The following is a 12,064-nucleotide window of genomic DNA, read 5'->3' on the forward strand; positions in this document are numbered from 1 at the left end:
CGCCGGACCGGCCGTACGAGAAGCTCTCCGGCGCATCGGAACCGGGGGTTCTGTGATGAGTGAATTCGGACAACAACTGCTGCCGCCGCGTCAGCACGGGGCATCGTGGCGCGAATCGGAGTATCGGACCGTCGTGGCGGAATTGCGGGCCGGTAGGGATCTGCCCGATATCGCCGCCGAACTGGGCCGGACTCCGTCCGCCGTCCGGGCCGCTTTACGCAATATCATCCCGCCCGAGGAGAAGGTACGCGCCGGTGATCGGGCCGGCTGGATCCGGGACCGGCTGGCCGCCGAACCCGGCTGGGACTGGTGGGCGATCGTCGTGGATCACCACCTGCACGGGCCGTCGGCACTGTGGCTCACCGAGCACGAGCACACAGCCCGCCGGGCATGGCGTGAGCGCACACCCATGCCCGTACTGGCCCAGCGTCTGGGCACAGCGGAGATCGAGGTCGCCGGGTTCCTGCGGGCACTCGGCCTGGCGGAGAGCCTCGCCGAGGTCGCCGATCGGCTGGGCGCGACCCCTGGCCAGGCCCTGGCGAAACGGGTGAACGCCGCGCGGGACCAGGACCTGTCCGCGGGCTGGGTTCTGGTCGTCGACGGCGCTGCCGGCACCGTTCAGCATCGCAGTGCGCCCGTGCGGCGGCATGTCTCGGTACACGAGAGCCGGGACGCCGCCGAAGCCGGACGCGATCGGGTGTTGCGCCGGCACCGCCGCGCCGCCGGTGCCGGTTCCGCACCGGTGTGGTGGACGATCGCGCAGCGGGGCGTCGGTGACGGCGCCGGCCGCACCTACTGCGGCGTGTACAGCCCGCATATCGCCCAGAGCGGGGCGCGTGCCGACACCCTCGAAATCGGCGACCGGATCCGGATCGCCGGTTCGGACGGCAAACCGCTGGAGGCGATCGTCGAATCGATCGCCCAGCGCGGTGAGGTCGTACTCGCCGATCTCGGCCCGGTCGGCGAATCCCGGGTACATCAGGTGATCGAATTCGACGCCGGCGAGCGGGTGGAAGTCCTCGGCGGCGACGGATAGCGACAGGGACGCCGGGCCGCTACCGGCCGGATCCGGACCGGCCCGGCATCAGAGCACAGGCGACCACCAACGCGACGGTCATCACCAGTACCGCCACGAACACCAGATGCACGCCCTCGGCCAGCGCCTCGGGCGCCGGTACGGCGGCATCGCCCACCCGCGAATTGACCAGTGCCCCGAACACCGCGACACCCACCGCGCTGCCGATGGACCGGGCGAACATATTCGCCGACGTCACCACGCCGCGTTCGTTCCAGGTCGCACCGGTCTGCGCGGCGATCAGTGTCGGACTGGCAACCAAACCCATACCCAGACCGATCAGGAAACAGGTGGCGGCGATCTGCCCGATCGACGATCCCGGTCCGATGAACAGCATCGCGGTAGCACCGAGTACGCCGAAAGTACTGCCGAGGACGGCGGTGAACCGGAAACCGGCCCGCAGATACACCCGGCCCGACTGGGATGCCGACAGCGGCCAGCCCAGGGTGAGCGCGCCCACAGTCAATCCGCTGACCAGCGCACTCGCACCCAGCACGCCCTGGGTGAAGGTCGGGACATAGGAGGTCAACCCCAGCAGGAGCGCACCGACGAGTAGCGATACCACCGAACTGGCCACCACCACGCGCCGGGTGAACAGCCACAGCGGCAGAATCGGATTCGCCGCACGGCGCTCCACGAAGACGAACGCCAGCAGCGCCGCGGCGCCGCCGCAGAATATCCCGATACCGGTGGGCGAATCCCACGCCCAGGCCCGGCCGCCCTCGAGGAGCCCGAGGATGAGCGCCCCGGCGCCGGAGGTCAGAAGAACGGCGCCGGGATAGTCGATCCGATGGCGCTGCCGGGGTACGGACTCGGTGAAGTGACGCGACAGCATCCACGCGGCCCAGGCCGACAGCGGCAGATTGATCAGGAAGATCCAGCGCCAGCCGAGGAAGTCGGCGAACACACCGCCCAGCAGCGGTCCGGCCACCGAGGACAGGGCCCACACCCCGGCTATATAGCCCTGTGCCTTGGCCCGCTCGGTGAGCGTGTACACATCGCCGGCGATGGTCATGGTCATCGGCTGGACAGCGCCCGCGCCGATACCCTGTACCGCGCGGAACACGATCAGCCACAGCATGCTGCCCGCGAGGCCGCACAGCAGCGAGCCGAGGGCGAAAACCGCGATACCGAACAGGATCACCGGTTTCCGGCCCACCATATCGGCGACCTTGCCGTACACAGGCACGGTAACCGCCTGGGCCAGCAGATAGATGGAGAACAGCCACGGGAACTGCGCGAAACCACCGAGGCTTTCGGTGATGGAGAGCACGGCCGTCGCGATGATCGTGGAGTCCAGCGCGATCAGCCCTGTCGCGAGCATCAGCGAACCGAGTATCGCGCCACGATCGGAACGCAGTCCGACGGCGGCCTTCGCAGTATCCGCCACCACCGGCGCACCCCTTTCCCGATAACCAGACAGGCCAACGCGCCCGCCCCGGCACGCTATTCCCATCCCGGGCAGACCGGCGTCCGGTTTTCCACATGGTGGGACGGTATCCGGCGCGGCACCGCCCGCCGTTCACTTGTGCCGTGCCGCAACCCCCGCGCGGCGGTGGCTGTGAGGCCGCACAGAGGCCCTGTGTCACAAGGAAACCCGCGGCTAGCATCCGCGGAATGAAAATATCGGCCCCCTCGCCCACGCACTCTGTTCGCACTCGGATGGTGTGGTGTGGACTCGTTGCCGCCGCGACCATCGGAACCGCGGCCTGCGGCTCCGGCGAGGCCACGGATCCGGCGGCGGTCTGGGATCCCTGCACTCTCCCCGTAGGGCTCCTCGCCGACGCCGGCTTCCCGCCCGAATCGCGACGGCACGATATCGCCGCGGAACCGGGCTGGGCAGGATGCGGATGGAGTAGCGGCGAGGCGGCGGTCCGGGTCCTGTTCACCACTGACGGGTCACCGGACGCTGTCGGCGACGCCGAGGACACCCGTACCGAGGTCACCGTCGCGAACCGGACCGGGCAACGCCTCCATACCGGCCCCACCGATACCGCGGCGACCTGCACCGTCGCGCTCCCCACCGAGAACGGCGGACTGGTACGAGTGCGGGTGGACAGCGGCCCGTCCGCCGGCGGCGCGTGCGCGCGGGTCGAGCGGGTGACAACCGTCCTGGCGCCCGCACTACCCGCCTGACCTGCCCATCCGACCATAACCCACGCCACTGTGACCGGTCACAACCCGATCGGGACACCCTTCACGATCGTCCAGTCGAGTTCGCAAACCAACCCCCTACCGGAGACCCGCTCGTTACTGTGAAGCCGCAGTCTCGCCATCCGGGGGTAGAAGGAGTCAGCATGACCGTCGACGCGACCAGAACCAAGCTGACGCTATCCGGGCAACCTATGTCGGCACCCCTGCAGGATGTGCGCAAATTGTCCCGGCGGATGGTCGGTCATTTCGTCGAGAACGTGGTCCCGTGCGGCACCCTCCCCGGCGACGCCATCTACGGCGATGTCACCACTATCACCCGCACCTGCCTCGAACTCGCGGTCAGCATGCTCGACGGCCAGGACATCCCGGAGAAAACCCGAAGACTCGAGAATGCCGCCGCCGGCTGGGCGCGTGAAGGAGTGCCGATCGACACCATTCACCATGCGGTCCACGAAGGTTTCCGGCTCGGTTTGGACCTGGTGGTGTCGAATGCGACCGTCACCGATTACTCGGCGCTCGTCGACGGCGCCAAACTCGTTGTCGAGATGCTCGACAAGATGACGGTCTGTATCTCCATGGCCTATGTGCGGGAACTGCGTTCGGTGGTGAGCGAACACCATACGGCGGTGCACACACTCACCTCCGCACTGCTCGGCGGGCACAGCACCTCGACCATGGCCCGCGAATGTGGAATAGAGATCGCGCCCGCCTATATCGTGCTGGCCGTGGCCATTCCGGCGCATCCGGACGAATCCGTTCCCGCCCTCGACGGCAAAGTGGTGGCCCGGCGCAAATTGCGGCGCGTACAGGCGGAACTGGCGACCCGCTGTAGCGACGCGGCCTTGTCGCTGCTGAGCGTGGACGGTGGAACGGTACTCTTGCCGACCGAGGTCCTCACCCCGGAGAAATTGGACGAACTCCTCCCCCAGTTGTCGCGCGCCGCGCAGGTGCCGGTCAGCGCGGCGATGGTGGAATCGCCTACCGCGGAAGTCCCTACGGCCGCCGACCAGGCACACGAGCTGCTGGATATGGTGCAGCGGCTGGACTGCGTGCCCGGACTCTACCGGTTCGACGATATGGCGCTGGAATACCAGCTGACCCGCCCCGGGCCGGGTCGCGAATATCTCGGTTCGTTGCTGGATCCGCTCGACGATCATCCGGAACTGCTGGAAACGCTGCAACGGCATATCTCCAACAACCTCAACCGCCAGCGCACCGCCCGGCTCATGCATATCCACACCAACACCATCGATTATCGGCTGAAACGAGTGGCCCAGCTCACCGGATTCGACCCGACTCAGCCGTCGGGGCTGTGGTATCTGCGGTCCGCACTCGTGGCCCGCAGCTATCGGGCCCGGTGATCACCGCGGCCCCTGCCCGCCGCGCACCTGCGCCACATAGGCGCGGGATACCGCCGCGGTCAGGGTGTCGAGCACATCCACCACGAACGAACCGTCCACACCGTCGGCCGCCGGGTCGGTGGGGCGCAGTCGCCGCGAACCACCCAGTCCCAGGCCACTTTTGACGCCTTCGTGCAGTGCGTGCTGAATAACCTCGAGCGGAACGTCCTCACGGGCCCAGCGTGCGGCGGCCACTTCCAGCCGGGCCAGCACCTGCTGCCCCGACGGATCGGAATCATCCAGCAGTGCCAGCGCCAAGCCCAGTCCCACGCGGAATGCGGTCCCGAAATCGGCCGCGGGGCGTTGTGTGCTCGGAGTCGCGAGATGGCGTACCGACCAGATCCGGAGCAATTCGGCCAGATCCGGTACATCGAACAAATCCGCGGAGTCCTCCGGCTCGGGGTCGTACTGCCCACTCGTGCACATCCGTGCTCCCTCCGCCGGCGACCGATTTCCGATATGGACAAACGTATAGTTTCCCGGTCCACCGTGTGCGACTCAACGCCCGGACTTCGGTCCACCTCGGAACTGGACCCGCTGAAAATAGTGAGACGTCCCATCAACAGATACTTCGTTTCGTAGATCCGCCCACCCGGTACCGCCGGGCCCGGTATCGGACGGTACGGCGCGCGGCGCCCGGGCGTCCCCGGTTATGGTGCGGCGGTGGATACCGGTGATCTGATAGACCGCAGCAGTTCCATCGCGGAGCGGCTCACGACGACCCAGGCGGCGCCGCCGTCCTGGTTGGTACTGGCCACCGCGGTGGCGGCCCTCGTTCTCGTCGGATACGGCCCGCTGTGGCGGGTGACCCGCAATGTGGTCACCATCGCGCACGAGGGCGGGCACGCCTTGCTGGCATTGCTGAGCGGGCGGCGGCTCAATGCGATCACACTGCACTCGGATACGTCCGGGCTCACCGTCTCCAGCGGAAAACCCTACGGATTCGGGATGATCCTGACCGCGCTCGCCGGATATCCGGCGCCACCGCTGGTGGGTCTCGGTTTCGCCGCGCTGCTCGGCGCCGGGCGGATCACACTCATGCTGTGGATCGCGATCGCCGCGCTGGTCGCGATGCTGGTGATGATCCGCAACGTGTACGGCGTGATATCGGTAGTGACCACCGGCGCACTGGTTTTCGTGGTTTCCTGGTTCGGATCGGATGAATTGCAGGCCGGTTTCGCGTACCTGGCGACCTGGCTGCTACTCCTCGCCGGCAGCCGCCCGGTCCTGGAGTTGCAGCGCACCCGTTCGCGGATGCGCGACGGCACCACCGACGCCGACCAACTGGCGCGGCTGACCAAACTGCCGGGCCTGCTGTGGGTGGTGGTGTTCCTGGGCATCGCGCTCGGCGCCCTGGCGATCGGCGCGGGACTACTGCTCTCCGCCACCGCCGGTATCTGCCTTCCGATATCCGGCGGACCGGACTGCCCGGCGAGCTGACCCCGCGCCGGTCGCCCGCTATCCGGTGCTCTCGGCCTCGGCGAGTTCCTTCTTCCAGACGCGGAACCCCTCCTCGGTGCGCCCGCGCCGCCAGTACCCGGAGATCGAGGCGAACTCCGCCGAGATACCGCGTTCCCGGCGAATATAGGACCGCAGATTGTGCATGACCGCCTGCGCCTCACCGTGGATGAACACCTGAGCCTGTCCGGGCAGCCACGGGGCCGCCCGGACCGCGCCGATGAGCGGGGCATTGTCCCCGGCACGTTCGTCACCGACCTCGTGCGCTGCACCGCCACGATGCACCCAGGTGACGTCCACCAGCGCCTTCGAGGTGAACGTGATCTCGTCGGACGCATCGGCGACCTCGATGAACACCTTCGCGGGCGCCCCCTCGGGCAGGGCTTCCACCGCGGCGGAGATCGCCGGGAGCGCGGCCTCGTCACCGGCCAGCAGATGCCAGTCGGCGTCCGGGCGCGGTGCGTACGCCCCACTCGGGCCGAAGAACGCGATCCGCTCACCAGGCCGGACCGTGGCGGCCCACGGGCCGGCGATCCCCACGTCACCGTGCACCACGAAATCGATGGCGATCTCCCGAGCGGCCGTATCCACCGACCGAACCGTGTAGGTGCGCATGACCTCACCCTCGGGCCGATCGAACAGCAGCTTCACATAGGCGTCGGTGAATTCGTTCGGTTCGAAATCACCGAATCCGGGGTCACCGAGATAGACCCGGACGATATGTGAGCTGAGCCACTCGGTCCGGGCGACAGTCATGGTGGTGCGCTTCCTGGCCATCCGGCCTCCTCACTTAATTAGGTTTACCTAAGCAAACGTACCAGCCCTGTCGGACCCGCTGTGTAGCATCCGTCTCGGCCCTGACGAAATATGAGGCAAGTAAGTGTTTTTGGGCTAATCTCACACCATCATCCGGACAAAGGCACCACAATGACCGCGGCTACCGTCATCCGTCCGCTGGCCCCCAGCGAACAGATCTTCGCATTCAGCGAGGTTTTCGTCGGATACTGCGCGCGAGTCACCGGTTCACTCGATATCTCCGCGCTCACCGCCGCGTTCGAAGCCCTGGTCACCGCTCATCCCATGCTCGCCGCCCAGCTCGTACCGGTCGAGCCCTACGGGCATACGCTGGTCACCTGCGGGCCGCCGCAGATCGTGCTCACCGTCACCGACGGGGATCCGGAACTGCTGCTCACCGGCGCCGAACCGGATCAGCGGCACGCTCTCGGCAGCGTGCACGTGGTGCGTGCCGGGTCCACCGCGAGCGTCACCCTGCTCATCCACCACAGCATTGCCGATGCGACCCACGCACTGCATCTCGTCGATCAGCTGTGGTACTGCTACGCGACCGCGACCACCGGACAGGTCCCGGAGCTACCACCGACACGGCAGCCGCTGCCCGTCGAAGACCTGCTGACCGTCCGCGGCATCACCCGCCGGCCGATCCCGGGCCGCGCCGGCCCACCGCGTAGCGAACCGCCGCTCCCCCCGGCCGACGCACTGAACACGAACGATAACGAGTACCCCCCGCTGATCACCACACGGTGCCGGCTGAGCCGGGAGCACACTGGGGAGCTCGTGGCGTGCGGGCACCGCGCCGGTGTGACCGTGCACAGTCTGGTGGCCGCGGCGCTTCTGCTCACCGAATCCGAGGCACGGCGGCTCCCGGTGACCGATCTGCAGTGTTCGTACTCGGTGGATCTCCGCCGTCGTGTCCGGCCACCGATCGGCCCGGTGGAGGGCACGAATGTACTGGGTTTCGCGGGCTACCGGCCCGGTCCGGAGACCGAGCCCACGCCGGCGGCGTTGGCGCACGGGGTCTTTCATGCGCTACGGACCGATCTCACCACCGGCTACGTTCAGCAGACACCGCTGCAACTGCCCGATACCCTGGCCGCGCCGCCGGCGAACCCGTTCGAGACGGTGATGACCACGAACTGGGGACGATTACCCAGCTTGTCCGGGCCCGCGGTCCGGATCGATGATTTCCGTACCACCATGATCGCCAAACCCGACCCGACCGGCCGTCGCCCCCCGCAGCCCGGCGGCGGAACCAGCATCATCACCACATACAACGACCGGCTCAGTATCGAAGTCCACCATCCCCCGGAATTCGCCCCGGTCCAGATCCCACGGATCAAACGCCTGCGCACCCTGCTCACCGGCCTCTGAGACGGCCCGGGGTGGCGTTGCCGGTCATACTCCCTGTAGCGAAGCCAGTTCGAGCACCGTGATGTCCGAGGGCGCCGCGACTCGCACGGGAGGACCCCACGCCCCCGCGCCGCGGGTGACATACAGGGCTGTCGCCCCGTACAGTTCCAGCCCCGCGACGGTCGGGTTGGCCAGGCGTGCCAGCAGGTTACCCGGCCACACCTGACCGCCGTGGGTATGCCCGGACAGCTGCAGATCGACCCCGTACCGCACCGATTCGTCCACCAGCACCGGCTGGTGGGCGAGCAGGACGCAGGTACGTGCGGTATCGCGACCGGCCAGCGCCGCCGCGAAATCGGGGCCGCGGCCGATCTCACGCGCCGCGGGATCGTCGACCCCGGCGAGATCGAAGTCCGGCAGACTCACCCGATCGTTGAGCAGTACCCGCATACCCAGTTCACCGACCCGGGTGAGCCAGGCGTCGGCATCGGAGTAGTACTCGTGGTTGCCCGGGACGAAGTATGTGCCCAGCCGCGCGCTGAATCCGGCCAGCGGTTCGGTTTCCGCACGCAGGTCCTCGACGCTGCCGTCGGTGAGATCGCCCACCACCGCGATCAGGTCGGGGCGGGTCTCGTTCACCGTGCGCACCACCCGCTCGCAGAATCCGCGGCCGAGGGCCGGCCCCAGATGCAGATCACTGACCAGGGCGATCCGGAGGCCATGCGCCTGGGCGGGCAGTTTCGCCAGCGGTACCGTGACCCGGCGCACCGACGGCCCGTCCAGCACCCCATAGGTGCCGGTGGCCACCACCGCGCCGGCCGCGAGGACCGTCGCCCCGGCCGCCAGACGGGAGATGACCTGCCGCCGGGACAACGGCTCGTGGCCCGTTTCCGCGGGCTCGGCCGGTACCGGCACGCTCCCGGGGGCCGGTGGCCCCGGGGATATGGACGGGGGCACCGGGGAGCTGTCGCCGCCCGCGCCGTCGGCGACCGCCACGCCGACGGGCTCCGGGGCAACCCCTGGCTCCGCCGGAGAGTCCACAGCAACCGGAGCGGCGGGCGGGGCCGCGGTCCCGGCATCACGGCTCTCCAGCCCGCGCAGCAGCAGCGGCCGGATGATCTCGCCGGCAAGCACTCCGATCAGGAGATAGAGGAACAAGGCCGCCCACAGGAAGCCGGGCCAGGTCAACCAGCGCCATACATCCCAGGTCGCGCCGCTCAGCACCGCGGCGAACGCACCGCCCATCAGTACCGCACCGAGCGCGAACACCCCGGCGCCGTACGACCGCCACGTCGAACCCTCTCGCGTGGTGTCGCGAACCAGCCGTCGCCACAGGTACCAGTGCAGCCCGGCGAGCACCACCGCCACGGCCAGCCCTGCGAGCACGGAAACTACTACCACGGAGGATGCCTCTCCTGACCGATTGCCTATGCGGAAACTGAATCTACCCGTGCCCGCTCGGCAGGCAGTGGGCCCCGCACCTGTTATGCGGTATCGCGGCGTTCGCGGCGACAGAACCGCCGAACCGGCAACCAGGGATAACACCATGTCACCGCGAATATCGGATACATCAGCACCATCCGGGCACACGCCCACGCACGAGCGCCGGTGAACGCACGGCCAGTCCCGCCGGCGTTATGCCGAACCGCTGATCCCCAACCCGCCCATACCCGACGGCGGGAGACCCCCGTTGTGCCCGCCTGCCAGTAGCCATTTCAAGATCTTGCCGGTCTCCCCGCGCGGTAGCGCCGGCAGAAAAGTCACGTCCCGGGGAACCGAGAACCGGCTGAGCCGATGCCGGATATAGGTGCGCACCATCTCGGGATCCAGCCCGGACCCTTCGTGTTTCACCACGAACGCGGCCAGCCGCTGACCGAACTCCGGGTCCGGCACACCCACCACGGCGACCTCGCTCACCTGTGGCAGATGCGCGAGGGCTTCCTCGACGGGTCGCGGGAATACGTTCTCGCCGCCGGAGATGATCATCTCGTCGTCCCGGCCGGCGATGAAAAGCCGTCCGTTGACATCGAAGTACCCGATATCTCCGGTATCGAGCATGCCGTGCGCCTCGTCCGGCGGCGCGGCGTTCACATAGCCGTCGAACAGCATGTGATTACTGACGAAGATATGCCCGGTGGCGCCTATCGGAACCGGTTTGTGATCCGGGCCCAGCACCGCGACCCGGGTGCCGAGCGGTGGTCGCCCGGCGGTGGTGGGGGAGAAACGCAGGTCCTGCGGGGTGGCGATGGTGGCCCAGGACACCTCGGTCGACCCGTAGACGTTGTAGAGGATATCGCCGTAGGTATCCATGAATCGCAGAACGGTGGCGCCGGCCAGCGGCGCTCCGCAGCTGATGACGTGCCGCAGGCTCGAGGTGTCGTACCGGGCGCGGACCGCGGGCTCGAGATCGAGGATGCGATTGACCATGGTCGGCACCACGATCATGGTCGCCACCCCGTGTTCCTCGACCAGCGCCAGGCAGTCCTCGGCATCGAAACGCTCCGGCAGGATCACCGTGGATCGCAGGGCGGTACTCAGTTGCAGACCTGCGAGGCCCCAGGTGTGGAACAGTGGAGCGGGGATGAGCATGGCCGATTCCATCTCCAGCGGAATCCGCGACAGCAGTGCTGCGATGGTGCCGAACCCCTTGGGGTGCGGGCGGCGTGCCCCCTTCGGCACCCCGCTGGTGCCCGAGGTGAGAACGATCAGCCGGCCGGGATGGGCGGGGATCCGGAAATCCTTCTCCCCCATATCGATCAGATCGTCGACGGTGAAGCGGTCGGGAACGGGCGGCCGCAGATCGGTGTTGAACCGCGGCAGATCGGCGTGCAGATACTGCACCAGCTCTTCGAGATCACCGTCCACGAACAGTGCCGAGAGCCGATGCCGCTGCACGATCTGTTCGATGGTGCGCGCCGCCAGGCCGGCGTTCAGCAGAGCGACGTCGACACCGAGTTTCCCTGCCGCGACCATGGTTTCGACCATTCCGGCGTGGTTGCGCGACAACAGGCCGACGGCATCGCCGGCACCGAAGCCCGCCGCCGCCATGGCGGCCGCCAGCGCGGTGCTGCGGCTGTCCATCTCGGCGAAGGTGCGGTACCCCTGGTCGTCGATCACAGCGGGCCGGTCGGGCGAGTACGCGGCACCCGCGGCATAGCCGCCCGCCAGGTTGAACCCCCATTTGTTCAGTGACAGCAACTGTTTGACCACGGTCTGGGCACGAGTGCCCACCACACCACTGGCGGTGACCTGCCGCATCACCCCGAAACTGTGTCGCACCGGCGATGCCTCGGCATTCGTCACCACCGAGGTGTGCGCGCCGCGCACGATACCGGCGACCCGGCGCAGACCTTTGACCGCCCAATCCTGCACGGCGGAGTTCGACAGGCCGGCCACCTGCCGGTGCACCCGGCCGGGCGTGAAGAAGGTGGCCGCGACTCGGCAGCGGTCACCTTCCCCGGTCAAGCGCAACGCGGCGAAGCTGCCGATCTCGGGCGCGTGCAATTCCACACTCTCGTACCAGCGCCCGGCGACCACACGGACCCGCAGGATTCGGATACCCGCGCCCGGTGTGCCGATCCGGAACTCGAATACCGGTTGTTCACCGGGTATATCGAGCCTTGCACAGGCGCCGATACCGGTGAACACACGCGGATAGGTCTGCGGGTCCAGCAGCAGATCCCACACCGCGGCGCGCGCGGCGGGCAGATCCGCGACCACATCGATGACGTCGGTAACCAACTCGCACAACTTCTCGTCGGCCCGCAACGGACAACTGGGTCGGCGGGGAAACCCATCTGTAACGTCGCTCACAATAGCTGCGCACCCC

Annotated in this window: 10 protein-coding genes; 5 read left to right on the forward strand and 5 right to left on the reverse strand. The window is 67.9% G+C overall.

Going from position 1 to position 12,064, the window contains the following annotated elements; genetic code table 11:
• Positions 1 to 55: 55 nt before the first annotated feature.
• On the forward strand, positions 56 to 1,036 hold the full coding sequence (locus tag ABZ827_RS06990; RefSeq protein ID WP_357233611.1) for a hypothetical protein: 981 nt from the start codon (positions 56 to 58) through the stop codon (positions 1,034 to 1,036).
• A 19-nt stretch (positions 1,037 to 1,055) separates the two neighbouring features.
• Here ABZ827_RS06990 and ABZ827_RS06995 read toward each other — a convergent pair whose 3' ends face one another.
• Positions 1,056 to 2,468 carry an MDR family MFS transporter gene (locus ABZ827_RS06995; RefSeq protein ID WP_357233613.1) on the reverse strand — a complete coding sequence of 471 codons (1,413 nt, stop codon included), beginning with the start codon at positions 2,466 to 2,468 and terminating at the stop codon, positions 1,056 to 1,058.
• 224 nt (positions 2,469 to 2,692) lie between these two features.
• On the opposite strand from ABZ827_RS06995, the gene ABZ827_RS07000 reads away from it, so the two are divergent.
• Both ABZ827_RS07000 and ABZ827_RS07005 read left to right on the forward strand, forming a co-directional pair.
• Entirely contained in the window at positions 2,693 to 3,211 is a 519-nt protein-coding gene (locus ABZ827_RS07000) for a hypothetical protein (protein WP_357233615.1), read from the forward strand.
• Positions 3,212 to 3,372: 161 nt separating this feature from the next.
• Entirely contained in the window at positions 3,373 to 4,590 is a 1,218-nt protein-coding gene (locus tag ABZ827_RS07005) for a helix-turn-helix domain-containing protein (RefSeq protein ID WP_357233617.1), read from the forward strand.
• Here the strand turns inward: ABZ827_RS07005 and ABZ827_RS07010 are convergent, their stop codons facing one another.
• Positions 4,591 to 5,055 carry a hypothetical protein gene (locus ABZ827_RS07010; protein ID WP_357233619.1) on the reverse strand — a complete coding sequence of 155 codons (465 nt, stop codon included), beginning with the start codon at positions 5,053 to 5,055 and terminating at the stop codon, positions 4,591 to 4,593. It abuts the gene before it with no gap.
• Between the two features lie 237 nt (positions 5,056 to 5,292).
• Here ABZ827_RS07010 and ABZ827_RS07015 point away from each other — a divergent pair, with 237 nt between their 5' ends.
• Positions 5,293 to 6,069, forward strand: coding sequence for a M50 family metallopeptidase (locus ABZ827_RS07015; RefSeq protein WP_357233621.1), 777 nt, complete (start codon positions 5,293 to 5,295; stop codon positions 6,067 to 6,069).
• 18 nt (positions 6,070 to 6,087) lie between these two features.
• On the opposite strand, the gene ABZ827_RS07020 is transcribed toward ABZ827_RS07015, so the two are convergent.
• Entirely contained in the window at positions 6,088 to 6,864 is a 777-nt protein-coding gene (locus ABZ827_RS07020; protein ID WP_357233623.1) for a siderophore-interacting protein, read from the reverse strand.
• A 150-nt stretch (positions 6,865 to 7,014) separates the two neighbouring features.
• On the opposite strand from ABZ827_RS07020, the gene ABZ827_RS07025 reads away from it, so the two are divergent.
• Positions 7,015 to 8,256 carry a hypothetical protein gene (locus ABZ827_RS07025; protein WP_357233625.1) on the forward strand — a complete coding sequence of 414 codons (1,242 nt, stop codon included), beginning with the start codon at positions 7,015 to 7,017 and terminating at the stop codon, positions 8,254 to 8,256.
• Positions 8,257 to 8,280: 24 nt separating this feature from the next.
• Here ABZ827_RS07025 and ABZ827_RS07030 read toward each other — a convergent pair whose 3' ends face one another.
• On the reverse strand, positions 8,281 to 9,636 hold the full coding sequence (locus tag ABZ827_RS07030; RefSeq protein ID WP_357233627.1) for a metallophosphoesterase: 1,356 nt from the start codon (positions 9,634 to 9,636) through the stop codon (positions 8,281 to 8,283).
• Between the two features lie 234 nt (positions 9,637 to 9,870).
• Entirely contained in the window at positions 9,871 to 11,976 is a 2,106-nt protein-coding gene (locus ABZ827_RS07035; protein ID WP_357233629.1) for an AMP-binding protein, read from the reverse strand.
• Between the last annotated feature and the right edge of the window lie 88 nt (positions 11,977 to 12,064).

It is taken from the genome of Nocardia sp. NPDC019395, assembly GCF_040632335.1.
In the GTDB taxonomy this organism is placed as follows: Bacteria; Actinomycetota; Actinomycetes; order Mycobacteriales; family Mycobacteriaceae; genus Nocardia.

Coding starts and splice junctions, on each gene's coding strand:
- ABZ827_RS07000 (WP_357233615.1), top strand. CDS start 2,693: ATGAAAATATCGGCCCCCTCGCCCACGCACTCTGTTCGCACTCGGATG.
- ABZ827_RS07025 (WP_357233625.1), top strand. CDS start 7,015: ATGACCGCGGCTACCGTCATCCGTCCGCTGGCCCCCAGCGAACAGATC.
- ABZ827_RS07010 (WP_357233619.1), bottom strand. CDS start 5,055: ATGTGCACGAGTGGGCAGTACGACCCCGAGCCGGAGGACTCCGCGGAT.
- ABZ827_RS07005 (WP_357233617.1), top strand. CDS start 3,373: ATGACCGTCGACGCGACCAGAACCAAGCTGACGCTATCCGGGCAACCT.
- ABZ827_RS06990 (WP_357233611.1), top strand. CDS start 56: ATGAGTGAATTCGGACAACAACTGCTGCCGCCGCGTCAGCACGGGGCA.
- ABZ827_RS07020 (WP_357233623.1), bottom strand. CDS start 6,864: ATGGCCAGGAAGCGCACCACCATGACTGTCGCCCGGACCGAGTGGCTC.